Source organism: Methanothermococcus okinawensis IH1 (assembly GCF_000179575.2).
GTDB classification, from domain to species: Archaea; AGJL01; Methanococci; order Methanococcales; family Methanococcaceae; genus Methanofervidicoccus; species Methanofervidicoccus okinawensis.
In genome coordinates, this window is sequence record NC_015636.1 from 1,277,412 (window position 1) to 1,301,683 (window position 24,272).

At 29.1% G+C, this 24,272-nt stretch carries 24 protein-coding genes; 6 read left to right on the forward strand and 18 right to left on the reverse strand.

Going from position 1 to position 24,272, the window contains the following annotated elements; all coding sequences use genetic code 11:
* Nucleotides 1-224: 224 nt before the first annotated feature.
* The 3 genes from METOK_RS06385 to METOK_RS06395 form a co-directional block, all read right to left on the reverse strand.
* Nucleotides 225-1,292: a cell wall-binding repeat-containing protein gene (locus METOK_RS06385; protein ID WP_013867400.1), complete on the reverse strand. Its 1,068-nt coding sequence runs from the start codon at nt 1,290-1,292 to the stop codon at nt 225-227.
* 419 nt (nt 1,293-1,711) lie between these two features.
* Nucleotides 1,712-3,058, reverse strand: a complete 1,347-nt coding sequence (locus tag METOK_RS06390) for an AIR synthase related protein (protein WP_013867401.1) — start codon at nt 3,056-3,058, stop codon at nt 1,712-1,714.
* Nucleotides 3,059-3,280: 222 nt separating this feature from the next.
* On the reverse strand, nt 3,281-3,661 hold the full coding sequence (locus METOK_RS06395) for a nascent polypeptide-associated complex protein (protein WP_013867402.1): 381 nt from the start codon (nt 3,659-3,661) through the stop codon (nt 3,281-3,283).
* A gap of 189 nt (nt 3,662-3,850) precedes the next feature.
* On the opposite strand from METOK_RS06395, the gene hypD reads away from it, so the two are divergent.
* Together hypD and METOK_RS06405 are read left to right on the forward strand one after the other, a co-directional pair.
* Nucleotides 3,851-4,966, forward strand: a complete 1,116-nt coding sequence (hypD, locus tag METOK_RS06400; RefSeq protein ID WP_013867403.1) for a hydrogenase formation protein HypD — start codon at nt 3,851-3,853, stop codon at nt 4,964-4,966.
* Nucleotides 4,967-5,086: 120 nt separating this feature from the next.
* On the forward strand, nt 5,087-7,729 hold the full coding sequence (locus tag METOK_RS06405) for a cation-translocating P-type ATPase (RefSeq protein WP_013867404.1): 2,643 nt from the start codon (nt 5,087-5,089) through the stop codon (nt 7,727-7,729).
* A gap of 49 nt (nt 7,730-7,778) precedes the next feature.
* On the opposite strand, the gene METOK_RS06410 is transcribed toward METOK_RS06405, so the two are convergent.
* From METOK_RS06410 to METOK_RS06435, 6 genes are all read right to left on the reverse strand, one after another.
* On the reverse strand, nt 7,779-8,576 hold the full coding sequence (locus METOK_RS06410) for a CBS domain-containing ParB/RepB/Spo0J family partition protein (protein ID WP_013867405.1): 798 nt from the start codon (nt 8,574-8,576) through the stop codon (nt 7,779-7,781).
* A 71-nt stretch (nt 8,577-8,647) separates the two neighbouring features.
* Nucleotides 8,648-8,926 (reverse strand): RNA repair domain-containing protein, encoded by a 279-nt coding sequence (locus tag METOK_RS06415; protein ID WP_013867406.1) that lies wholly within the window; start codon nt 8,924-8,926, stop codon nt 8,648-8,650.
* A gap of 82 nt (nt 8,927-9,008) precedes the next feature.
* A complete protein-coding gene (locus METOK_RS06420) occupies nt 9,009-10,499 on the reverse strand; it encodes a DHH family phosphoesterase (protein ID WP_013867407.1) in 1,491 nt (496 codons plus the stop codon).
* A 580-nt stretch (nt 10,500-11,079) separates the two neighbouring features.
* Nucleotides 11,080-12,876: a translation initiation factor IF-2 gene (gene infB / locus METOK_RS06425; protein ID WP_048057929.1), complete on the reverse strand. Its 1,797-nt coding sequence runs from the start codon at nt 12,874-12,876 to the stop codon at nt 11,080-11,082.
* Nucleotides 12,877-13,268: 392 nt separating this feature from the next.
* Nucleotides 13,269-13,844: a class IV adenylate cyclase gene (gene cyaB, locus METOK_RS06430; RefSeq protein ID WP_013867410.1), complete on the reverse strand. Its 576-nt coding sequence runs from the start codon at nt 13,842-13,844 to the stop codon at nt 13,269-13,271.
* On the reverse strand, nt 13,841-14,275 hold the full coding sequence (locus METOK_RS06435; protein ID WP_013867411.1) for an Rrf2 family transcriptional regulator: 435 nt from the start codon (nt 14,273-14,275) through the stop codon (nt 13,841-13,843). The genes cyaB and METOK_RS06435 overlap by 4 nt, the downstream gene beginning before the upstream one ends.
* A gap of 257 nt (nt 14,276-14,532) precedes the next feature.
* On the opposite strand from METOK_RS06435, the gene moaC reads away from it, so the two are divergent.
* Both moaC and dph2 read left to right on the forward strand, forming a co-directional pair.
* Nucleotides 14,533-14,994, forward strand: coding sequence for a cyclic pyranopterin monophosphate synthase MoaC (moaC, locus tag METOK_RS06440; protein ID WP_013867412.1), 462 nt, complete (start codon nt 14,533-14,535; stop codon nt 14,992-14,994).
* Nucleotides 14,995-15,115: 121 nt separating this feature from the next.
* Nucleotides 15,116-16,123 carry a diphthamide biosynthesis enzyme Dph2 gene (gene dph2, locus METOK_RS06445; RefSeq protein WP_048057930.1) on the forward strand — a complete coding sequence of 336 codons (1,008 nt, stop codon included), beginning with the start codon at nt 15,116-15,118 and terminating at the stop codon, nt 16,121-16,123.
* A gap of 204 nt (nt 16,124-16,327) precedes the next feature.
* Here dph2 and METOK_RS08955 read toward each other — a convergent pair whose 3' ends face one another.
* From METOK_RS08955 to METOK_RS06465, 5 genes are all read right to left on the reverse strand, one after another.
* A complete protein-coding gene (locus tag METOK_RS08955; RefSeq protein WP_269595240.1) occupies nt 16,328-16,456 on the reverse strand; it encodes a hypothetical protein in 129 nt (42 codons plus the stop codon).
* The gene (gene gatC, locus METOK_RS06450) at nt 16,444-16,683 is read right to left on the reverse strand and encodes an Asp-tRNA(Asn) amidotransferase subunit GatC (protein ID WP_013867414.1); all 240 of its coding nucleotides are present in this window, start codon (nt 16,681-16,683) and stop codon (nt 16,444-16,446) included. The genes METOK_RS08955 and gatC overlap by 13 nt, the downstream gene beginning before the upstream one ends.
* Before the next feature lie 61 nt (nt 16,684-16,744).
* Nucleotides 16,745-17,623 carry a 4-hydroxy-tetrahydrodipicolinate synthase gene (gene dapA, locus METOK_RS06455; protein ID WP_013867415.1) on the reverse strand — a complete coding sequence of 293 codons (879 nt, stop codon included), beginning with the start codon at nt 17,621-17,623 and terminating at the stop codon, nt 16,745-16,747.
* A 16-nt stretch (nt 17,624-17,639) separates the two neighbouring features.
* Entirely contained in the window at nt 17,640-17,831 is a 192-nt protein-coding gene (locus tag METOK_RS06460; protein ID WP_013867416.1) for a 30S ribosomal protein S17e, read from the reverse strand.
* Nucleotides 17,832-18,004: 173 nt separating this feature from the next.
* Nucleotides 18,005-18,301, reverse strand: coding sequence for a chorismate mutase (locus METOK_RS06465; RefSeq protein WP_013867417.1), 297 nt, complete (start codon nt 18,299-18,301; stop codon nt 18,005-18,007).
* A gap of 463 nt (nt 18,302-18,764) precedes the next feature.
* Between METOK_RS06465 and METOK_RS06470 the strand changes: the two genes are divergently transcribed.
* Nucleotides 18,765-19,232, forward strand: coding sequence for a hypothetical protein (locus METOK_RS06470; protein ID WP_013867419.1), 468 nt, complete (start codon nt 18,765-18,767; stop codon nt 19,230-19,232).
* 62 nt (nt 19,233-19,294) lie between these two features.
* Here the strand turns inward: METOK_RS06470 and cofG are convergent, their stop codons facing one another.
* From cofG to METOK_RS06485, 3 genes are all read right to left on the reverse strand, one after another.
* The gene (gene cofG, locus METOK_RS06475; RefSeq protein ID WP_013867420.1) at nt 19,295-20,485 is read right to left on the reverse strand and encodes a 7,8-didemethyl-8-hydroxy-5-deazariboflavin synthase subunit CofG; all 1,191 of its coding nucleotides are present in this window, start codon (nt 20,483-20,485) and stop codon (nt 19,295-19,297) included.
* A complete protein-coding gene (locus METOK_RS06480; RefSeq protein WP_013867421.1) occupies nt 20,478-21,392 on the reverse strand; it encodes a dihydroorotate dehydrogenase in 915 nt (304 codons plus the stop codon). The genes cofG and METOK_RS06480 overlap by 8 nt, the downstream gene beginning before the upstream one ends.
* A gap of 139 nt (nt 21,393-21,531) precedes the next feature.
* On the reverse strand, nt 21,532-21,912 hold the full coding sequence (locus METOK_RS06485; protein WP_013867422.1) for an Rpp14/Pop5 family protein: 381 nt from the start codon (nt 21,910-21,912) through the stop codon (nt 21,532-21,534).
* Between the two features lie 322 nt (nt 21,913-22,234).
* On the opposite strand from METOK_RS06485, the gene nadC reads away from it, so the two are divergent.
* Nucleotides 22,235-23,086: a carboxylating nicotinate-nucleotide diphosphorylase gene (gene nadC / locus METOK_RS06490; RefSeq protein ID WP_013867423.1), complete on the forward strand. Its 852-nt coding sequence runs from the start codon at nt 22,235-22,237 to the stop codon at nt 23,084-23,086.
* A gap of 22 nt (nt 23,087-23,108) precedes the next feature.
* Here nadC and priS read toward each other — a convergent pair whose 3' ends face one another.
* On the reverse strand, nt 23,109-24,164 hold the full coding sequence (gene priS, locus METOK_RS06495) for a DNA primase catalytic subunit PriS (RefSeq protein ID WP_048058084.1): 1,056 nt from the start codon (nt 24,162-24,164) through the stop codon (nt 23,109-23,111).
* Between the last annotated feature and the right edge of the window lie 108 nt (nt 24,165-24,272).

The window sequence follows — 24,272 nt, forward strand, 5'->3', positions numbered from 1 at the left end:
TATTTAATTTATTGCAGTAAATAAAAAAATGAAAAATTAAATAAAAACTAAAAAAATAATTATCTAAAAAATAATTATATTTTTATTAATATTTTACTTAAATATAACTATAACTATAAAACATATAAATGTGTCAATTTAAATTAATTAAAAAGTAGAATAAAATTAATTAATAAGATTAATAAAATAATAAAAAAGATTTAAAGGTTAATAATAATATAGTTTTACTGTGATGAGCTCATACCACCATTTGTAGATATGCTAACACTTGCATTGGCATTTGCGTTTGTAAAGTTATTATCACTATTTGCATTTGAGTTAGTTTTTGCATGAGCTTTTACATGGACAGATGCCTTACCATTTGCATGAGCTCCTGAACTGGAATTGGTTTCAGTATTGAGTGTCATATTAGTTTTTAGTTTAGCATGACCATGGCCATTAGCATGCAATTTTAATTTAACCAATGCCATCTGCTCTCCTTCTAACTGTAAAACTGTCTTATATGCTTCTTTATATTTATTTTGACTCATTAACTCATTAGCTTCGTTTAATTTTACTTCTAATTCGGTAGTATCTATTCCTCTTCTCTTTAACATCTTGATTTTCATATCCATATGTCTTATTCTATTCTGTATTATCATTTTTAATTTATTTTCTGGGATGCTATTTACCGATACATTAAATCCTTTATGCGTCAATCTAGCTATTACTTTTGAATTATTGCATGGACATGCCGGATTTTCAATTACTTCTACCTTATTAATTTTTAAATGTAATTTTGTAGGTTCTACTGATAAGTTTGTGCCATTTGATAATATTACCAAACAATGATTATATTTTACTTTTGTTGCTGTTTCATTTAATGATGCTTCATCTAATCCATGGACAACGCATATTGTTGTATTACCGTATGTATTGGCAAATTTACTTTGGAATTTCAATGTAATATTTGCATTTGTATCATATCTTGTTTTGCCACCTATTCTTTCAACTGATATGCCATCATTATTCAATGCCTCAACATAGTCATCAACAACTGCTGAACTTCCACCGATGATTATTACTTTGTCTGGGTTAAGTGATTTTATATTTTCAACTATACTTTCGTTGTATATTCCCCATGCTGTGGTAACCACTGTTGCGTTTAATACATTTGCAATTTCTAAAGCTGCGGTCTGGTCTGCACAATTATCACTTACAAGTATAACATCTTTTGAAGAGACTGAAAATGCAGACACTGCGGATGCCGATAATGCTATAAGTGTTAATAGCACCATTAATTTTTTTAACATATACTCACCTCCATATTAATATTAAAGAGTTTTTATTAGTTATATGTCCATCAGTTAAATAAATCATTAATTATATAAAAGGATTAGTAAAGTGTTTTTTATATATTATTATTCTATGCAGTTCATGCTATCACCTAATTTCTTTTTCCAGTTATATATTTATGATTTATAAAAGTTATATATATTATTTATAGAACATTTTTAGACAGTTTTATTTAAAAAATAAAATAATGTAGAAAATAAAAAAACTAAATCAAATAATATTAAAAATTATAAATTTTAATTAAATATTAGGACATTACAAAATTCTAAAAATACCAATACTCGATAATAATAGTAATAATAATAAGTAATAATAGTTTAAATTAATTATAAACAATATAATGTATAATGAAGATATTATAATAAATAATATTATATTAATCCTTGCTCAATAATTCCTTTACAAATTCCTTCTTTTTGATGGCTTCATCACATGCCTTTTTAACCTTTTCCTTCATAATTTCAAATTCTTCTTCATTAGGTTTCATCTTACCTACTACTTTTTTAACTGGGGTGTATGCAGCTTCCCTAAATTCTGGAATTAATGGTATTTTTTTATCATTATCGATTAAATAACTAATGTTTCCTTCTTTCACCTCTCCAACTATTTTTGCACCAGTTTTTTTCATGATTTCATCTGCATATTCTTTTGGAGCTATTATCAATAAACTATCAACTGAAACACCTAATGGGTCAATATCCAATTTATTAAGCATATCCAAAACCTTAGGATTTATCAAATCGTATATTTTATCTTTATAAAATTCCAGTGAAACATTTGCAGTTTTTGAAATTTCGTAGGCATCCCCTCTAAGCCCCCCGTTTGTTACATCGGTCATTACATGGATATATTTTAATAAATCATATTTTATGAGATTTTTGCATGCCTTTAAAAAATCCACATTGAGTGTTTCATAAATTACATCAAACATGCCATAATACAAAGCCGTTGTGGATATTGTTCCTCCACCGCTTCCTTCGGTCATTAAAATTACATCTCCAATTTCTGCCCTTTTTCTTGCCGTAGGTTTGTTATCTTTAATTACACCTATTGCCCCTACGGAGCTCACCATTCTATCCCCCAATACCATATCCCCTCCAACTCTTAATGTGCTTCCTGAAACCAAAGGAACGCCTATTGCCTCAGATACTGCACAAATACCACCCGTAAAATCAAATATCTTGGATACATCCCCGTCATCTGCCAAATGGATATCGCTTATAAGTGCAACAGGGTCTGCACCCATCACAAAAACATCCCTAAGACATGCTCTACAAACATGAAAACCTGCTAAAAAAGGAAAATCGCTTAATCTTGAATGAGTTCCATCAACTGCAACGACTATATAATCTGCCTTTGATTTTACAACCCCTGCATCATCCTGCTCCCTGCTATCAACTTCTGTTTTTTGATTTGTGCTTTCAATTATCCTTGCTATCTGCCTATGAATATAAAAATCCCCCTTTCCTCTACTGCCTCCTCCCATTTCTCCCATTTTTACCCCCGATTTTTTATAATCCAATAGGTATTTTAATTTTTTATCATCTATTTTTTTATAGGACTGTGTGGTTTTTACCTCTTTAATGACTGCCTCAACAAATTCCTTTGCTATATCTTCATCTATTTTTTTTATTTCCATAATTCTTTTGAATCCATCTTCTATTATTTTATTTTCAGGGATTTTTTTCTCCAAACATCTTTTTACATATCCTTCAATATCCATCTTTTTTCACCACAAATATATGCTATTTGTAAAATATAATAATAATCATAATAATAAGTAATAATACATAAAAATAAAATTAATAAAATTTGAAAATTTAAAAAATAAATTATAATATATAAATATATTATATTATAGTAAATAAATAACTGTAAATAACTGATATAATGGGTAATTAGATATTACAAGAAGGTAGAGGGATTTTATAAGTAATTACTATATTTATTCACTTAATTTTAAAATTGCCTCGGCTATATCTCCTTTGCATTCTTCCAGTGCTTTTTTGGCTTCTTCTTTTGAAACATTACACTGGTCCATTACCATTTCAATATCCTCCTCTGTGATGTCTAACTTAACTTCTTCATCTTTTATTTCTGACTTTTCGGTTTCTTTCTTAACCTTTTTTGCCTTTCCTGTTATGGAGTAGGTTTTGTTTCCCATCATATCCATTACTTGAACTTTTGGTTTCTCAAACACGAGTATTTTATCGTCTAACTCGATTGTTACCTTAATGGCTTTTAAATCCTCAGCGTCCATTCCAAAATCTTTCATCATCTTTTGCATTTGTTTTAACATTCTTGGATTCATTCTTCCAGGAAACATATATTTCACCTTTTTTTATTTATATTTAGTTATACTTTTATATTTTTTAATTATTATATATTTATACTTAGATTTATATATTTTATATTAATTTTATATTTTTATAATTCATAAATAAATTTATATGGGATAAATATTTTATTTTTTATAAATATTGAGAATTATATTATTTAAATGGTAGGGATTATTATGATAAACATTAACGACAAAACTTTGATAAAAAAAGCAATAGAATCTATCAAAAAATTATCGGATAAAATAAACCACGACATACATATAATGCATGTCTGCGGTTCTCATGAACATACCATATGTAAATATGGGATAAGGGATGTTCTTCCTGAAAATATTACCGTTATACCAGGTCCTGGATGTCCAGTATGTGTGACCACTCAAAAAGAGATAGATACTGCAATTTATTTAGCTGAAAATGGATATACAATAGCTACATTGGGAGATATGTATAGGGTTCCGGGAAGTGAAAAATCATTGATGCAACTTCAATCAGAAGGGGCTGATGTAAGGATTGTATATGGTATAGGAGATGCAGTAAAAATTGCAAAAGAGCAGGAAAAGAACAATAAAGGAAAAGTTGTATTTGTGGCAATAGGCTTTGAAACAACAGCACCAACAACAGCCGCAGAGCTCCTACATCTTAACAATAAATTAGGCAAAAATGATAAAAATGACTCAAACTTTTATATATTAAACTGCCATAGGCAAACACCACCTGTAATGGATTTTTTGCTTAGCAGTGGAAAAACAAATATAGATGGATTTATATGCCCAGGGCATGTTTCAACAATTACAGGTTTAAAACCATATTATGAACCTTGTAAAAAATACGGAGCTCCGATGGTTGTAGCGGGATTTGAACCTATCGATGTTTTGGTATCCATTGCCATGATTTTAAAACAGATAGTGAATAACACTCCAAAGGTCGAAAATGAATATAAAAGAGGAGTAAGGGATGAAGGTAATATTGTAGCTCAAAAAATGATAAACGAAGTATTCGAACCTGCTGATGTTGCTTGGAGAGGATTTCCAGTTATAAAAGATGGTGGTTTAAAACTTAGAGAAAAATATACAAAGTTTGACATATTTAACCATGAAGATATCCCAGAAATAAAGGAAAAAATAATTAAAGGTTGTATTTGTAGTGAAATATTAAGGGGTGAAAAATTGCCAACTGATTGTAAATTATTTGGAAACCCTTGTAATCCATTAAATCCTATTGGAAGTTGTATGGTTTCTGAGGAGGGAACTTGCAGAATATTTTACAAATACAAAAATTATAAATTATAAATTGCAAATATTACAAGTTTTAAATATCATTTATTTATATTTATTTAGATATTCATTTTTATTAATATATATTTTTATTGTTCTCTATCGGTTTTTATTATTATATTATTTTGTGATACAATGACATTGGGTTTAACGGAATGGGAAGCTAAGGAGAGATTGGAAAAATACGGATACAATGAGTTAAAAGCTAAAAAAAGAATAACATGGCTTAATATTTTAATCCGGCAGTTTGTAAGTAATTTCTTAGTGTGGGTGCTTATTGTAGCGATGGCCATATCTGTTATTATTGGAGAGATAATTAATTTCTGGATGATTTTATTTGTAATTATTTTTGTTATCATTATGGGTTTTATTCAAGAGTACAAGGCAGAAAAAGCCATGGAATCTTTAAAAAAATTTGTTCAGTACAAAACTCATGTTATAAGGGAGGGGAGATTAAAAAAAATATATAGCAGGGAAGTTGTTCCAGGAGATGTTCTTGTTTTAGAAATGGGGGATAAAATCCCTGCTGATGCAAAAATTATAGATACTATCGGGGAGTTTAAGGTTGATGAATCAGTATTAACTGGGGAGAGTAAAGCGATAAAAAAATCCAAGGAGGATTTAATTTTTGCTGGGACTCAGATAGTGCGGGGAAAATGCAATGCATATGTAATATATACTGGAATGATGACAGAATTGGGAAAAATCGCAGGAATGATTGAAAAAGAAGAGGAAAAAACACCACTTCAAATAAAAATACACAATTTGGGAAGAAGATTGGCATTAATTGCATTATTATCTAGCACAGTAGTATTTGGATTTGGTATTTTTATGGGGGCTCCCATTACTGAGATGTTAATGGTTGCACTTGCTCTTGCCGTGGCTACTGTTCCCGAGGGGCTTCCACTTACTTTAACACTTACTTTATCGGCAGGTATGCATAATATGGCAAAGCATAATGCAGTTGTAAGAAAGATGCTTGCGGTGGAAACCCTTGGTTCAACTACTGTGATTTGCACTGATAAAACAGGCACCTTAACAAAAAATGAAATGACTGTGGAAAAGATTTTCATCTACGATAAAATCTATGAGATAACAGCTAAAAAGGGCTATGAACCTAAGGGAGAATTTATTATAGGAAATAAAAATATTGAAGTAAATGCCCATAAAAATTTAGTTTTACTGTTAAAGGCTGTTTCCTTGTGCAACAATGCAGTAATTAGAAAGACAGATGGTATGTGGGAAACCATTGGAGACCCAACAGAAGTGGCATTAATCGTTGCTGGTGCAAAGGCTGATTTATGGAAAAAGGATTTAGAAAAAAGATACCCAAGAATAAAAGAAATAGCATTTAGTTCTGAACGAAAATTGATGACAACAGTTCATAAAGAAGATAATGGGTTAATTGTGTTTTCAAAAGGGGCTCCTGAGGCTATATTAAGAAAATGTAAATTTATCAAAAAAGATAATGAAATAAGGGAAATTAATACTGATGAAATAGAAAAAATAATTAGGATGAATAAGGAGCTGGCGAGCTCATCCTATCGTGTTCTTGGTGTGGCATATAAAAAAATTTGTGGAGATTACAGCCATAACAATTTAAAGAAAGAATCAATTGAAGATGATTTAATTTTTTTAGGGTTAGTTGGTATGACTGACCCGCCAAGAGAGGGGGTAAAAGAGGCAATAAAAACCTGTAAAAAAGCAGGTATAAGGGTAATAATGATAACAGGAGATAACGAAGAAACTGCAAAGGCAGTAGGTAAAAAAATTGGGTTGATAGATGATAATAATGACTACAATATCAATAAAACATCCAAAAAAATCATGACTGGGAACGAACTGGATATATTGGATGAAAAAGAATTTGAATCTGTTGTTGATGTTGTGGAGATATACGCAAGAGTTATGCCTGAACAGAAATTAAAGATTGTTAAAACCCTAAAAAGAAAAGGCCATATTGTAGCTATGACCGGCGATGGTGTTAATGATGCCCCAGCTTTAAAAATGGCAGATATCGGCATAGCCATGGGTATAAAAGGAACAGATGTTGCAAAAGAATCCAGTGATATGATTCTCCAAGATGATAATTTTGCCACAATAGTGGAAGCAGTTAAAAGTGGTCGAAATATATACGAAAATATAGAAAAATTCACATGTTATTTAATATCCCACAATTTTATGCAGATTATTCTTATAGCCATTGGAATATTTATATTTGGATTTAATTATCTGCCGTTATTACCATTACATATTTTATTTATAAATGCAGTTGGTGAAGAGCTCCCTTCCATATCATTAGGTATGGACCCTGTAAGAAAGGATGTCATGAACAAACCACCGAGAAAAATCGGGCAAGAGATATTGACTAAAAGAAACTTTTTTTTAGTAATCAAATTAGCCAGTTTTATGGCTTTTGTAACATTTATAGTGTTTATTATATCCAATCCAATAGTAAATATAGAATACGCAAGAACCATGGTTTTTACAACAATGGTGGGGATGGTAATAGTCAATACATTTAATTTTAGGTCATTGGATGAATCAGTATTTAAAATCGGAGCTCCGATGAACAAGATATTGATTTTAGCAGTAGTTTTTATATCCATAATAACATTGGTTATTTTATACACCCCATATTTGAGGGGCATTTTTGAATTTACTACACTGGGATTAAAAGATTTGACAATATGTTTGGTTGCATCTTTTTCCACATTTATCTATATGGAAATTGTAAAACTACTAAATAATAAAAAAACACCAAAAAATAAACAATAGGTAAAATATTAAATAATAATAATTTAAATAATAAATTTATATTGCAATATTAATGCAAATGTGCTATCTTAGAGCCGAGCTCATACATCTCGCATGAATTATTTTTATCTTCATCTATTATATCAATATCAGATAGTGTTTTTAAACCCTGCTTTTCAGCGGTTTTTTCTATACCCAATGGTTTATCCGTATTTATTTCAATTATATATGCATCCAATTCTGGTATTTTGGATAGATAACATGCCACTGCCCTGTGGTGTCCATCAATCAATATATAATTATCCCCTTTTTTTGTTTTAATAACTATTATAGGTTCTGCTAAACCCCTTTTTAACTCATAAAGTCTCCCAAACAATTCATCTTCATATACCTTTGATTGAGTAGGTTTGATTTTCTCAACAGGCACTACTCCTTTTTTTAATTTAAGGTCATATCCCAAATTTTTATAGGTTTCTATTATCTTATTCAATTTTTTTGGTGTAGTTTTTTCTATTTGGGACCTTATTACATCGGTATTTGTGATTATGCCCAATATATTATTATCATCATCTACAACAGGAAGTTTTGAAAATCCCGTTCTAAACATAATTCTTCCAACATCCCTAACATTTGCATCAGGTTTAGTAACAATCATATTTTCTCTTTTAGTCATAAGGTTTTTTATTTTTTCATTTTCATCTTTACCAATTAAATCATGGACTGAAACAATGCCAATTAATTTACCATTTAGCACCACAGGAAATGTATCATGGGATGTTTTTTTAATGAGCTCTATCACATCCTTTACTTTATCCTCAGGATTGACATAATCCACATTCTTAGTCATATATTCCTCTACCTTCACCATATAGATAACCTTTTTTACTTTAAAATTAATAAAATAATATAAAAAATTAAGTATAAATATCATTTTTTTATCTATTTCTTTACTTTTTTATATAATATCTCCCCAGTATTTTTATTTCTGATTTCTAAAATCCTGTGAAATGGGATATGCCTTATTTGGTTATTGACCTTATATACTATAAATGAGTCTTCTATGGATATTTTGTCCATTGTAATAGTTTTATTAAGAACAGACTGACCTTCATATTCTTTCTTTTCGCTATTGCTAACCCTATGTAAATAAACTATTTCATAATCCTTTGGGTCATAGCTTGGATGCCAAATTATTTTATTAATTAGTTCTTTGAGCATGATATCATATATAATCGTTATTTATTGATTGATAATATTATTTAATTTATGTTTATTATCTAATTATCTTATTATTTTATTTTTATTGTTCAGCTTTGGGTTTTTCTCCACCACTACTTTCTTCGATGCCCATGGCTTCAAGTATTTTGGTTTGGATTGCCTCTTCAACTAATTTTTTAAGGGAATCTTTATCTGAAACTGATTCAAAAATTCCTAAATCTATGCTGGCCGCAGCAGAATTTTGGTGTCCTCCCCCTCCAAAAGCCCTTTTCATTATGTCCCCTACATCAATCCTTAAATCCTTTGTTCTTGCACTTATATGTATTTTATTTTCAGAGATTCCAAAAACATAAGTCGTTGTAATTCCCTCCATTTTAAGTAGGAAATCAGCAGCTTTTGGTAGAGCATCCCTGTTTTTTATCATTCCAACATAGGATAAAGCTATACTACTTCTGATTATCTTTCTGTTAATAATTGCCTTAGCCAATACATCCATAGTTTCAGTATCCATTTCAGGATTTTCTATCATTTCCAGTGTTTTTGGGTCCATCAAATCCTGCAAATATCCCGCAGCTTCAAAATCTTTTTTAGAGGTCTTTCTTTTAAAATAGTTTGTATCTGTGCATATGGCATAATAAAGGGCAGTGGCTAAATCCTGTTTTGGTGTCATGTTTAACTGTATTATATACTCTGTCAAAATAGTTGCCGCAGCTCCTATATCTGGTCTAATGTCCATATAGTTAGCAGTTAAATCCCCATTATCATGATGGTCAATAATAATATCAATTTTATAATGGTTCGTATCTATCGGCAATACCTTTGAGGATGAAGCATCCACTACTGCAATACCTGCGTAATTCTCCAAATTAATATCCTCTATATGGGTTAATTTCACACCCAATAAATTAATCATAGCCTTATTTTCATCAAAACCTATTTTTCCACCATAGGTTATATCAGAATCTACGCCCCACTTTTCCATTATTCTTTTTAAAGCCATTGCACTAGCTATTGAATCAGGGTCTGGATTATTATGCATAACTATTAAAAAAGGAACTTTATTATCCCCATTACCATTTTCGCTGTTTTCAGCTGTTTTTGGATTTTCGGAAATATTATTGTGATGCCTTATTTTAACATTCATAACTACTTCTTCTAAATCCATTAATTTTCTTCTTAGCTTAGATTTTTCAATTTCATGTATGACTTCCTTAGCCGCACATTCTATTGGATAAATTATTTTATTTACTTTAATGCCCGAATATAACTCAGGATATTTTACAATTCCTCTAACTATCAAATATCCTTTTGGATTTAGTTCAGACACCAATTCTGCTATTTTTTTATTTATTTCATATTCATTAGTTAGTACCAATATAGTATCTGCATCTTTAATAAATGCCCTTTCGAGCGTTTCTTTTTCAGATGCATCTCCTATAACATAGGTAAAATCAACTTTTTCAAGAGAGTCAAATACCGAAGCATTTTTATCAATTACAACGACTTTATCCATGGTTTTGGCATAATTTACAACCTTACGACCAAAAGAGCCATAACCTATAATTAATATCATAATATGCCTCCAAAGAATAGAGAAATTTAAGTTAAAATTACTATTGATATATACTATTGATATATTAAACTTAAATTTTTATTTATTATTTATTTGCAGATATTGTTTATATTATTTACGATTTTTTAACTTATTCCGCAAGAAGTCCCCTTCCGTAAGGGAGGGGATGAATCCTCAAAATCCCTTCGGGATTTGTACGGTTTCCTTCGCTTCGCTCGGAAATGCGGGCAAAACATTTATATGGTAGTATTATCATATATAACCATGTAATTATAGAGGTATCTACACTATTATCATCTGAGAAGGCTGAGAGTGCTACTCAGATGATAAATTATTTTATAATCATTCTTTGTTTTAGTCCTCTAAAACGGTATTAAGTCAGGGCTGGGAGAGTCCGTTGTGCCTGCGGAGGGGAAACCTCTACTCAGAGTTATATCTTATATAAGGGTAATCTCTGGGCAAGTATCCCCTATGAGTCAGGAAGCCCCTCCCGTAAGGGAGGAGTACTTCACTTGAATATAATTTTAGTTTATTTAAAAAATTATTATAAAAAATTAGTATAATATGTTATATATTTAAATTAAATACCCCAAAACATGTTGTTTTCCAATTTTCTTTTTAATTCAACATATCTCTCCAAAGCCTCTTTTTCATCACCCCTTAATTCATCCATATATTCGTGAAGAAGTTTCCTAACTTCATTTTCAGGAACCTCCACATATAATATATCGTTTTCCTTTGCATGTTTTCCAAGCATAATATTGCCTTCAATAGAAATAGGCACCTGCATACCAACTTTTGCTTCTTTTATATTTTCTTGCTGTTTATTTTTTATTTCTTTGACATAACCTAATCTTTTTCCATCTTCACTCATTATTTGACTTCCTACCCTTAAAGTTCCATATACAATTTCTACCCCACATATTGCAGGTTTGCTTTTTCTAAATATACAATTTGGAAGTATCCTCAAAATTGCAGGTTTTGTAAGTTTGTTAAATTCGTCTGATTTCATGAGCTCCTCCATTTCTTTGGACCACACCTCATAATCCTCAACTAACTTATATATAATATTTCCTTCAAACACTTTTACATCTGATTTTTCCATTTCTGTCTTTGCATCGGGTAGTATTTTTGTATTAAAGGCTATTACAACACCATTAAGTGGATTGGATTGACCATAAGAAGAAGCCTCTATAATGTCTTTTTTAGAAACATCCCCTACCTCTGCCTTTTTAATTTGGACATTTTTCTTTCTTAATTCATTTGCAAGAGCTTCCAATGAGCCCATAGTGTCTGCCTTAATAATTATGCCTTCGTCATCTGTTGGTATAGCAGTTTCTTCTATTTCCTCCATAATTTCTTTTTTAGCTTCTTCTATTTTGTTTTTTGGAACTATTCTTAATGGACTACCTGCTATAACAGTATCTAAATCTGGTGCAGATATTTTAAGCCCTGATGCCGCAGCTACTTCTTTTACTGGTTTAAATTTATCTCGTGGGTCTCTCATTTCATCCAAAGGTTTTGGTTTTAAAAGTGCCTTAATTCTTGAAACTACCACGCCTGTTGGATTACCTACCACAAGATAATGTCCCTGTTTAGCAACTCCATCATATATTATAGCATCAATAGTTTTTCCTAATCCTCTCTCTTCTTTAACTTCAAGGACTGTGCCCTTTGCAGGACCCTCAACATCTAATTTTAGGTTCTGTTCTAAAAATTTCTGTGCCAATCCTGCAAGCATAACAAGCAAATCGGGAATGCCTTCCCCAGTTACGGCAGATACTGGCACTATACTTACAGTTTTTGTGATGTCCTTTACTCTTGTAAAAAGGTCTGCCTCAAAACCGAGCTCATTTAATGGTTTTATTACATTTTCATATAGTTTGATTTCAAATTCTGTTAATGCATTAGGATGCTGTTTTTTTTCATTGAAATTTAAAACAAAAGGTCCTTCAACAGAGTTCCACCCGGGAATTAAATCCAATTTATTTGCTGCAACTATAAAAGGTGTTCTATTCTGTTTTAATATATTAACCGCTTCAACAGTTTGAGGTTTAAAACCTTCATTTATATCAACTACCAATATAGCAATATCTGCCAGAGCTCCTCCTCTTTTTCTCAATGATGTGAATGCCTCATGACCGGGTGTATCAATTACCAAAATCCCCGGAATTGTTAAATCAGCCTTTAACATCCCAAGCAAATCTTTTGATATTCTTTTTATAGTATCTGTTGGAATCTCACTTGCACCAATATGCTGAGTAATTCCCCCTGCTTCTCTCTTTGTAACTCTTGTTTTTCTTATTCTATCAAGCAAACTCGTTTTTCCATGGTCAACATGGCCGAGAACACTTACTATTGGACATCTTAAAGCCATACCTATCACCATATTATACTAAATTAAAATAAACACATAATTTTGATATTATTTAAAAAAGGAAATATTGATATATAAACATGTTAAACATATGATAACTTTTTTTATGATAACTTTTATAAAAAAGATTTAGATTATGGATAAAGATTATAGATAATAATATACATCCTACTATATATAAGGGTAGCTAATATAATAGTAGCTAAATAGTGGTTTGGGTTATATTTATAATTATATATAACTATAAATAAAATAAATATAAAATAATTTTCAACTATAGTTACAATTTCATTAAAAAGAATGGAATAACTGAGCAAATCATGGCTATTCCAATGAATATTGCTACCAATTTTCTACCATTTATTTTTTTGTTGGATTTATTATAGTATTTTTTACTCATTTTTATCCCTCAGTTCCAGATATGATGTTTTTATTAGTTTATCTTTACTAATATTTAAACTTTTCATTAAATTTATAAGTTCATTTATGGCATTCTCTTTTTCGGATGTAAATTCCACTATCTTTTCAAATTCAACATAATTTCCTACATCTTTTACTTCATCTATGGATATCTCTATATCATCCCTTTTATATATTTCCCTTATTTTTACGATTGGTTTCACAGGTTTAAAACCAAGTTTTTCAAGGATTTTTTTTGTAGTTTCTCCATCACTTACTTGAACTTCGAGCTCCTCTCTAGTTTTTGAAATATTGTCCATTTTTGGACCTTTGTATGTCAAATAGTATCTTACATATTTGATATCCATATTATCTATACCATCCATATTCACGGACTTTCTAATTCTAAGTGCTTCATCAGTTTTTCTAAAATCTCTATCTATACCATTATAATAGATATCTGTTTCCTCTTTTTTAATAATCCTTTTAAATCCCAAGTCCTCTAATTTACGAATAAAATTTAATATTTCATCTTTTTCCAATTTAGCTTTTAACTCAACCTCTATCATAATATCACCAGTTTTTTTACATCATCTTTTAAAATATCTTTTAGCTTTTTAAATTCAATATTTTCTATTACAAGCCAAATAATTACATTGTCATTCTCTCTTTCAAGGGTAGTGGATAATATATTTCCACCCATTTTAGATATTTTAGATGAAATATCTGCTAAAAGTCCTATCCTGTCTTCTGCCACTATCTGAACTTTTACAGTTATTAAGCTTATATGTTTTTTCTCAATTAAATATCTTCCCTCCTCAGTTAAAAATACTCCGCCGTTTTTTCCTTTTTTTGTTATCACAAGACCTAAATCTCTTAAAACCCTAATATACCTATCTACATTTTTTGGATGTAAATTTAAATGTTCTGCAATATCCTTAGTAGTTGAATATTCAATTAGTAATTCCATTATCTTTTTTGTAGTCCCTTCAAGTTTCATTTTTTCACGGCTTTTAAGAATTAAATATCCTATTATTTAGATGTTGGCCTTTTATATTATATTTTTATCTATTTAATCCCTAATCTTTTAATTATTAATATTAATCATTATTTAAGTTATATTTAATTATATTTAAATTTCTTATTTTTCTTATTTAATTTCCATTATTTATTTTATATAATATTTATAATATTAGCAACATACTGCTGAATATCTAATATTTAATATAAAATATAAAATAATACAGAGGAGATATTATGCTGACTCATGTTGATAAAAAAGGCGTAAAAATGGTTGATGTATCAAATAAAAAAGATGTTGAAAGGATATGTATTGCAAGGGGATTTATAAGGTTAAAACCTTCTACAATAAAAGCCATAACTAAAAAGGAAGTTATAAAAGGGGATGTATTAACAACAGCACAGGTTGCAGGAATTATGGCTGTAAAGAATACCTCAAATATAATCCCCATGTGCCATCCATTACCTATTACCTCTATAAATGTAGATTTTACAGTGCATGAGGATAATATCGAAGTTGAGGTAAGGGTAAAAACTACCTATAAAACAGGTATAGAGATGGAAGCACTTACAGGAGTTTCTGTTGCACTTTTAACAATTTGGGATATGGTAAAAGCTATTGAGAAGGACGAAAATGGCCAATATCAAAGTACTGAAATATATGGGATAAAAGTTATAAAGAAAATCAAAAATGAATAATAATGTAGTTAATAATACATTTTAAGGAATAATAATTTAATTGATAACATATTGAATTATGCAAATAAATACATTAAATAACCTTATCTTATATAGTAATACATAACTAGTATGTGATATGATGTGGGATTTAGAAACAGAAAGAGTAATAAATGAAATAAAACAAAACAATGCAAAAAGAATATTATTTCAAGCTCCTGAGGGTTTAAAATTATCCGTTGAAAAGGAGATAGATAGGATAAAAAAATATCTTAAAGCGGATAATAACTATAATAATATCGATAACAATAGTGAAGAGGTAGAGCTCATCCTGTGGGGTGAAAGTTGTTTTGGAGCCTGTGATTTATGTGATATTGAAGGATTGAAATCTATTGGTATTGATTTGATAATTCACTATGGTCATGAGGAGCTCCCCTATGCCAAACCTGAAATACCGACCATATTTGTTCATGCCTACTATAAACCAGATGATGAAAGGCTAAAAATCATTAGAGATGACATTAAAAAAATTTTAAATACCTACGGTAAAGGTCATACCATTGTAGCTACAACCATACAGTTTAAAAAAATGTTAAAGGATTATAATCCTGCTGTAATATTAGGTTGTAGGGCTAATATTGGTGATAAAGAAGCAGAAGATATAGATAATATATTATTTGTTGGAACGGGAAGATTTCATCCTTTAATGCTGGCATATAAATTTAAAAAGCCTGTGGATATATACAATCCAATAACGGGTGAGCTCTCTAAAATCACAGATGATGAAATAAAAAAATTCATTAAAAAAAGAATAGGGGCTATTTCAAAGTTGCTTTTAAATCCTCCAAAAAAAATAGGAGTGGTGCTTTCAACAAAAAAAGGACAGTGTAGAATAAATGTTTTTAACAATATATTGGGTATTTTAAAAGAAAATAGTATAAATTATACGCCTATACTCCTAAATAACATCTCACCGAATTATTTGATATATGATGTCGATGCATACATAATATGTGCCTGTCCAAGAATAGTATTGGACGATTATTTAAATTATAAAAAACCACTATTGACACCTAAGGAATTTGAAATGTATATTTCAAAAGATTTCGACTATAAATTTGACGAAATATCATTCAATGATTTTAGATAAAATTATTTAAATCAAATTATTTAAAAAAATCTAAAAAATAAAATTATTATTAGTTGAAAAATAAAAAAGTTATTTTAATTATTTATTTCTTTTTTCTCTTTTCATTCTTCTAATTCTCTTTTTGTAGTGTTTCCATCTCATTTGACCTTTCTTTTTCCATCTTCTTGAACTTCTTTTTATAGTACCACGCTCCTTTTTTATTTTTTATTTTTCTATTTTTTTAATTGCTCCATTTACTTTTCTCAACGCAACTTTTAAAAAAAGTTGCATCAAAAGTGAAAATTCCTCACTTTGTTCTGAATTTTCTTTTTTATTTTCTTTTAATTGCTCCATTTACTTTTTTCAACGACGATATAGTCATCTTTTGTTTTTGGAGCAATATTTAATGCATTTTTTCTAAATGAAGTATCTGAAACAGGTTCGTCATCATCCCTTAAAACATTTTTAGTTTCAAGGATATAATATTCTTCTTCATTTCCTAATTCGAAACTTTCAAGGACTGTTGAAAACTTTTCAACAATCTCTTCTGCCTGCTTTTGAATTTTTTCTATATCGACCATAAATATCACAAAGATTATTATATATATAGGTTATGTTTTTAATTATATATTTTTAAAATTTTTATAGTTTTTTCTTCAATAGGCCAGCTTCAATTAATGCACTTTCCAACTTTAATTTATTTTCTTGGGACATCTCGCATAATGGAAGCCTTAACTCACCAGCAGGCATGTTTAACATATTCATGGCAGTTTTTATAGGTATTGGATTTGTTTCGACGAACATTAATTTCATAAGATTAAATAATTTACAGTGGATTTCTCTCGCCTTATCAAATTTACCCTCTAATGCGTAATCCACCATTTCAACAAATTCCTTTGGAACAATATTTGCCAAAACACTAATTACTCCTTTCCCTCCAAGTGATATTATTGGGAGGGTGAGCTCGTCATTTCCAGAAAGAACATTTATATCACAGGAGCTCACAATCTCTGAAACCTGTGATAAGTTAGGGTTAGCCTCTTTTACCGTTGTAATATTACTGTATTCTTCATACAAATACTTTATTGTTTCTGGTTCAAGATTAACCGCTGTTCTTGACGGGACATTGTATAATACTATTGGAATATTTATAGATTCTGCTATTTTTCCAAAGTGTTTTTTTAAACCTTCCTGAGTAGGTTTATTATAGTAGGGAGTTATTAAAAGCACTGCATCAGCACCAACATCTTCTGCAAATTGTGAGAGCTCGATGGCTTCTTTTGTAGAGTTCGAGCCACTACCAGCTATTACCTTTACCTTTCCATTAACTGTATCAACAGCTTTTTCGATTACTTTTTGATGTTCCTCGTAGGTTAAGGTGGGGGATTCTCCTGTTGTTCCTACTGAAACAATGCCACTAACACCGTTATCAATTAAAAAATTTATATTTTTTTCCAGTCCTTCATAATATACTCCACCATCTTTAAACGGAGTTACAATTGCAGGAAATACTCCTTGCATAAAAAATCATCTCCAATTATGCACTCATTTTTTTTACTCTTGATGTGATATATCCTGCTATCCTGTTTCTGAGTCTTTTTGTAGAGATTAACGCAACTTCTTCAACAGCTTTTTTGTTTGTTTCAAAATCTGTTGTGAATTTATCTTCGAACTTTTCTAAAAGTTCATCGCCTGTTCTTTTTATGAATGTTTGTCTAATTCTTCCCAAAGTATCACCTTTTTACTTCTTCTTTTATCTTTTTTATATATTTATTTTCTATTCATTTTTATTTATTATTGGAAGTAACTATTAGTTATTATTTATTTTTTAATATTTTTTAATTTTTCTATTAATTATTATTGTAATATCAACTAATATAATATAATCATTATTTAAATAATTTATTGTTTATTTTTTAATTCTTTCATCTGTATTTCTTTATTATAATCCATAAGTAATTTTAGTATCTTTAACGCTAAATCAGGGTTGAAATTGTTATACTTTTCACACAATTTTCGTGTTTTTTCCTGAATTTCTCGTTCTCTCTTTTCATCGTTTATCGGCATATCTAATGCCATTTTTAGACGAGCAATTTCTCCTGCAAACTGCGTCCTTTCAGCCATCAGTGCTATTAATTGTTCGTCTATTTCATTTATTCTACATCTAATGGCGTTAAGTTTAGCTTTTGGGTTGGACATTCTATCTCCAATAGGTATTGTTATTATTAATATAAAAATCTATAAAACTTAGAATATATCAGAAAATACTAAGATAAATATCTTATTTAAATTTAACTATATATAATTTTATAGTTATAATGTTATAAAATTTATAAATTCATTAAAAACTATATATAGTAGGAGGTATTGATTAGCTTATACTCAAAATAATATAAAACAAAAATGGATAATGATGAAAAGAGGGTTATCTGATTTTATGATGATACTTACCCGACCTGAATCCATTTTATTTTTAACAGAAGTAATTAAATTTTTAAGTAAATATACACGATAATATTATAATAATTTACATCTATTTTAATTAAAATTAATTTTATGAATAATAAAATATTATGGAAAAATTTATATATTGCTTGGATAATATTTTAATAAGATTTTATAGTATGTATTTATGAATTACATTATTTATAGGGGAGGTATCATGGTAGTTGATTCCTATAAAAAATTAGTAGAAGATAGACACTTAAAAAATTTGCATATTGTTTTAACCTCATTGATGGCGGAGCTCTCAAAAATTGGTATATTAAATCAAGGAACTACAAATGTTGTAGGTGAAGGGGTAGGGAAGAAGGTTGCAAGATGTATAAAAGATATACATCCAGATATTCCAAACGATGAAAAAGAATTGATAAAATTTTTAATAAAATTTTGTGATATGTGTGACGACTACATCGTTGAAGATGAAATAATTGGAATAAAGTCAGATAAATGTAGATATTGCCCAAAACAAATAGGAGAAGCTGAAATACCTGGAAGTGCATGTCCTATTCCATCAATGATTGTTTCCATGTTAAATGAATTAAATGGGAAAAAAACACATAAGATACATTTAATAAATGGGAAAATATTAATGAAAAAAGATGGCTATTGCTGGTTTAAAATCAAGTAATTTATTTCTGTTATTTTTTATTTTATTACTAATTTTATATTTTTATTTTATTTATTATCCACTTATATTATTCTGTTTTTATAAGACATAATTTTTTCGAACACCCTATCGCTTAACCATGTTTTATTTATATATTTTTCATAAACTGGCAGTCTCTCCTTTAAATTATATCCAAATTCCTCAGTATATCGCCTTAATTCCTCAATCTTTGGCCATGGAGCTTCTGGATTCACATAGTCTTTTGTTAATGGAGAAACACCGCCCCAGTCATCAACACCTGCAAATAGGAATAGTTGCCCAGTTTCAGAATTTAAATTTGGAGGAACCTGTATAGATATATCGTTTAATATTAGTTTTGCCACTATTAAGACCTTCAACATTTTTAAAGGGGACGGCTCTTTAAAATTTTCCATAGGTATGCCTTTTTTTGACCTGAAATTTTGGATTATGGCTTCCTGAATATGACCATATTTTTCACTGAGCTCCTTTATATCATATAGTGATTTAACAATTTCTTCGTTTGTTTCACCTATGCCAACCAATATACCAGTTGTAAATGGAATTTTTAATTTTCCAGCATTTTCAATCATTTTTAGTCGTTTTTTTGGTTCTTTTCCGGGACTATTTTTGTGTGCAATGGTTTTAAAAAGTCTATCGCTTGAATTTTCAAGCATAAGTCCCATAGAGGCATTAACTTCTTTTAATAATTTTAGCTCTTCATAATCCAATATTCCACAGTTTGTATGGGGTAATAACTGAGTATTGTTAAGGCACCAATCCTCCAAATCGTAGAGATATTCTAAAATATTATCATATCCCATTTTTTTTAAATCATTCCTTATATTTTCGTTTTCATCGACTTTTTCTCCAAATGTAAATAACGCCTCTCTACAACCGTATTTATCCCCTTTTAATAGGATTTCTTTAACCTCGTTCTTATTCATTAATTTGTAATTTTCCTTTCTAAATGTGCAGTATCCGCAAATATTCCTGCACCAATTACATAATGGTATAAATACATTTTTTGAATAGGTTATATATTTTTTATTATTATTACTCTTATTATTATATTTAGTATTATTCTTATTATTATCATATTTTTTATCATTATCCACATTATTATTGCATTTACCGCTTTCTATTTTATTTATTAGATTTAACTTATCGATTACCTCGGATGGGTCGTTTGAGTTTAAAAATCTTACAAATTCATTAAAATCATCAAAATTATTTTTATTATTACCTTCACTCATGAGCTCCCCCTATAATATCTTTAAGTTTAAGATTTTTATCTTTTAAAAACAATTTCATCTCATCGCAGATTTTATTAAATATATCGTATCCTCTGTAATAAATACCAGTTCCTACCTGAACAGCCTGAGCTCCTGCAAGCATAAATTCAATAACATCGTATCCAGTAGTTATTCCACCGACTCCAATTATTGGGACATCAACAACTGAATAAATATCATATACATTTTTTATAGCTATTGGTTTTATAGCAGGTCCAGACATGCCTCCAAACCTATTTCCAAGTATTGGTTTTTGAGTTTCTATATCTATTACCATACCAGGACCCAATGTGTTTATTGCAGTAATGCCATCAGCTCCCGCTTCAACAACTGTTTTTGCTATCTCTTTTATATCTACCACATTTGGAGTGAGTTTTGCTATAACAGGAATATTTACGGCATCCTTTACAGCGGAAACAACCTTATATGATAAATCTGGGTTTTGACCTATCTGAGCTCCGTAGCCACCTCCTGCATGTGGGCATGATATATTTAATTCTATTAATTCCACATAGGGTTCTATAATTTCTGCAACCTCTGAAAACTCTTTTTGGTCTTTACCATATATAGAACCTATTAGTTTTGTATCTATTCGTTTTAAATCATCCTTCACTCTTTCAAGTTCTCCAATATATTCCCTTACTCCGGGATTTGGAAGTCCCATAGCATTTAAGAAACCGCCATTAACTTCAACCACTGTTGGATTATGATGTCCTTCCCTTCTTTCTATTCCAACTGACTTTGTGCATAGAGCTCCTGCACCATTTTTTGCCATCCTTTTTAATGCACTTCCAGTTTCTCCCATAACACCAGCAGCTAAAAATACAGGATTTTTAAAATCAATACCAAATATACAGGTTTTTAACATAATAACACCTTTATATTAATAAATATTAATTTTCTTAGTTAATTTAGTTTTTATTTTTATCTATTATTTTTTTATCAATTATATTTTACTTTTTTTATTATTCTATTATTTTATAATTTATTTCTTCTTTTTTTATTTATTATTCCCTTTTTCTTCTCTGAATAACCTTATAGTATTCCTCATGAGGCACTTTTAAAAACTTTTTTCTTGACTTCTTAATAGTCCCAGAAACACCCAATATTATTATATTTATTGGATATTTTTTATATTCATTATATAATATAAGGGCAGATTTAACAAAATCCACTTCATCACGGCATACTCTTAAAAGACCCTTTGGATGATTATAATCAATTAGCCAAGGATTGCTCTTTGAACATCCCCAAACACCATAATAATTAATAACAGCATTCCTTATTATATTCACTACCTCGCTTCCAGATAGTTCCTTATGGTAAAGAATTTTAAACGAAATATATCTTTTCTTTTCCCTTAATGTGGGAGGAAGTGTTTTAAGCATAATTACCACCGATAAGTATTATAAATTATAACCATTTAACATTTATAATTATATATAAAATTATATTTACATAAAAATTAAAATAGAATTTAATAAAACCGTAGGAATTAAAATTATGGTATTAAAATTATGGTATAAAAAATATTATACCCTTAAAATAAGATAAATAAAAATAAATAAAAAATATATAATTATAATATACAATAAAAATATAGTAATATATCAATATAGGGTATAAATATGACATTATAATAAAATGCAATAAAAATTAAAGTGATGTAAATATATAAAAGTTATATTATTCATAAAAAAGGTTGATTTTATGATGGATGATTATGCAAAAAAATTATTAAAAGAATCTCTTATTTACGATGTTGGTTTTGGAGATTTAACCACAGAGTTAATTATTCCAAAAAACCAAAAATCCAAGGCTAAAATAGTAGTTAAGGAGGATGCAGTAGTTTGTGGTCTAAATTTTATAGGTAGTTTTTTAAAGGATTATAACTTAGAACACAAAACCTTTGTAGATGAAGGAGATATTGTTAAGAAAAATACCAATATTATGGAGATTTATGGAGATACAAAAATAATCTTAACTATTGAAAGAACAATTTTAAATTTCTTAATGCATCTATTTGGGATAGCTACAAAAACCTACAGTATAGTAAAAATGGTAAGAAAAATAAACAAAAATGTAAAAATTGCCTGCACGAGAAAAACCTTGCCTATGTTATCAATGGTTGAAAAATATGCAGTTTATATAGGAGGAGGTGATACCCATAGATTTAGATTGGATGATATGGTGATGATTAAAGATAATCACATCGAAGCCGTTGGAATTGAAAAATGCTTTGAAGAGATAAAAAAACTGAGTTTCTCAAAAAAGATAGAAATTGAAGTAGATAATTTAGAGCAGTTAAAGGAGGTATTAAAACACAAACCAGATATTGTATTGTTGGATAATTTTAAACCGGATGATATTGAAAATGCCCTTAATATAATAGATGAATTTGAAAATAAAAACAAATATCGACCACTTATTGAAGTTAGCGGTGGAATAAATGAACACAATGTGTTGGATTATGCAAAATACGATATTGATGTAATATCCATGGGATGTTTGATACATTCAGCCCGTGCTATTGATATAAGTTTGGATTTATTTAAAATCTAAATAATTAACTATATTATTAAGATTAATCCAATATTTCAAAATCTACATTATGACCGAATAAGAATAATAACACACTTACAGGTATTTCTTTACTTCTACTTGTATATAGTTTATCATCTATTCTCAATGAATCAATCTTTTGATTTATTTTTATACTGTAATATTCTTTATTGAATTTAGAAAATACCGCATGATTTAATGGATTAAAATATTCCAATGAATTATATTTTATCTCCTTAACCCTAAATCCCGTATAACCATGTAAAGAGCCTACTACCCTTAATAGTCTAATATCATCCTCCATAACCTTCTCGTCAAGTTCTAACCTATTTTTAGTATTTTCTATTGCAGACAGTATTTTGTTTTTATCATTTTCATTTTTTTTATCAATTATTTGTCTCCAATTTCTTGTTTTACTTAATTGATTTCTTATCTGCTTATTTTTTATATTATTTAATATCCTCCTTCTCCATCCACTCCCAACATAATTTAAATTTAAATTCTTTCCCATTATATATTCTATAAAATACCGCCTTTGATACCTATCCCAATGTTCTATAATATTTTTTATATCCTCGTCCTGTGGTTTTATATAAATATGGTATCCCCTATTTCCACTAAAAACTATTTTTAAATCATTTTTTGAAAGACCAAAATCAGGTATTAAAAATTCATCGATTAAAATAAAAGCCTGATGTTTTGCCTCCTCCAAACAGTATTTACAAATCCAATTATCGTCTTTATGTGTGCATTTTTTTACCCTATGGACATCTATGTCAAATGCCATCTCTCTTTTTAATATCTTTTTTTGGTGAGCTCCGCCAACAGCTTCTGGATACTCCATATATGATAGAGATTTATATAGATGAAATGGAGCATTTTCTAAAACCCATCTTAAATATTCTTTTTCAGAGTCAAAAGATATGTTTCTGTTATCTACCTTTTTTAAATATCCAAAACCTATTTCTTTATATGGCAATTCATCAGGAATTTCCAGCCACTTTCTTTTAATTGCATAAATAAAATATTCTTTATAATGTTTTTTTACTATATCGAATATTTTTTTATTTTCATCCAGTATGTCATCATGCACTTTATCCATCATATTATCAAATAATATTTTTTATTTTATTTATTATTATTTATTACTGTTGTATTTATCATAAATTTTATATGGTTATATATT

Coding starts and splice junctions, on each gene's coding strand:
- METOK_RS06385 (WP_013867400.1), bottom strand. CDS start 1,292: ATGTTAAAAAAATTAATGGTGCTATTAACACTTATAGCATTATCGGCA.
- METOK_RS06390 (WP_013867401.1), bottom strand. CDS start 3,058: ATGGATATTGAAGGATATGTAAAAAGATGTTTGGAGAAAAAAATCCCT.
- METOK_RS06395 (WP_013867402.1), bottom strand. CDS start 3,661: ATGTTTCCTGGAAGAATGAATCCAAGAATGTTAAAACAAATGCAAAAG.
- hypD (WP_013867403.1), top strand. CDS start 3,851: ATGATAAACATTAACGACAAAACTTTGATAAAAAAAGCAATAGAATCT.
- METOK_RS06405 (WP_013867404.1), top strand. CDS start 5,087: ATGACATTGGGTTTAACGGAATGGGAAGCTAAGGAGAGATTGGAAAAA.
- METOK_RS06410 (WP_013867405.1), bottom strand. CDS start 8,576: ATGGTGAAGGTAGAGGAATATATGACTAAGAATGTGGATTATGTCAAT.
- METOK_RS06415 (WP_013867406.1), bottom strand. CDS start 8,926: ATGCTCAAAGAACTAATTAATAAAATAATTTGGCATCCAAGCTATGAC.
- METOK_RS06420 (WP_013867407.1), bottom strand. CDS start 10,499: ATGATATTAATTATAGGTTATGGCTCTTTTGGTCGTAAGGTTGTAAAT.
- infB (WP_048057929.1), bottom strand. CDS start 12,876: ATGGCTTTAAGATGTCCAATAGTAAGTGTTCTCGGCCATGTTGACCAT.
- cyaB (WP_013867410.1), bottom strand. CDS start 13,844: ATGATAGAGGTTGAGTTAAAAGCTAAATTGGAAAAAGATGAAATATTA.
- METOK_RS06435 (WP_013867411.1), bottom strand. CDS start 14,275: ATGAAACTTGAAGGGACTACAAAAAAGATAATGGAATTACTAATTGAA.
- moaC (WP_013867412.1), top strand. CDS start 14,533: ATGCTGACTCATGTTGATAAAAAAGGCGTAAAAATGGTTGATGTATCA.
- dph2 (WP_048057930.1), top strand. CDS start 15,116: ATGTGGGATTTAGAAACAGAAAGAGTAATAAATGAAATAAAACAAAAC.
- METOK_RS08955 (WP_269595240.1), bottom strand. CDS start 16,456: ATGGAGCAATTAAAAGAAAATAAAAAAGAAAATTCAGAACAAAGTGAG.
- gatC (WP_013867414.1), bottom strand. CDS start 16,683: ATGGTCGATATAGAAAAAATTCAAAAGCAGGCAGAAGAGATTGTTGAA.
- dapA (WP_013867415.1), bottom strand. CDS start 17,623: ATGCAAGGAGTATTTCCTGCAATTGTAACTCCGTTTAAAGATGGTGGA.
- METOK_RS06465 (WP_013867417.1), bottom strand. CDS start 18,301: ATGTCCAACCCAAAAGCTAAACTTAACGCCATTAGATGTAGAATAAAT.
- METOK_RS06470 (WP_013867419.1), top strand. CDS start 18,765: ATGGTAGTTGATTCCTATAAAAAATTAGTAGAAGATAGACACTTAAAA.
- cofG (WP_013867420.1), bottom strand. CDS start 20,485: ATGAGTGAAGGTAATAATAAAAATAATTTTGATGATTTTAATGAATTT.
- METOK_RS06480 (WP_013867421.1), bottom strand. CDS start 21,392: ATGTTAAAAACCTGTATATTTGGTATTGATTTTAAAAATCCTGTATTT.
- METOK_RS06485 (WP_013867422.1), bottom strand. CDS start 21,912: ATGCTTAAAACACTTCCTCCCACATTAAGGGAAAAGAAAAGATATATT.
- nadC (WP_013867423.1), top strand. CDS start 22,235: ATGATGGATGATTATGCAAAAAAATTATTAAAAGAATCTCTTATTTAC.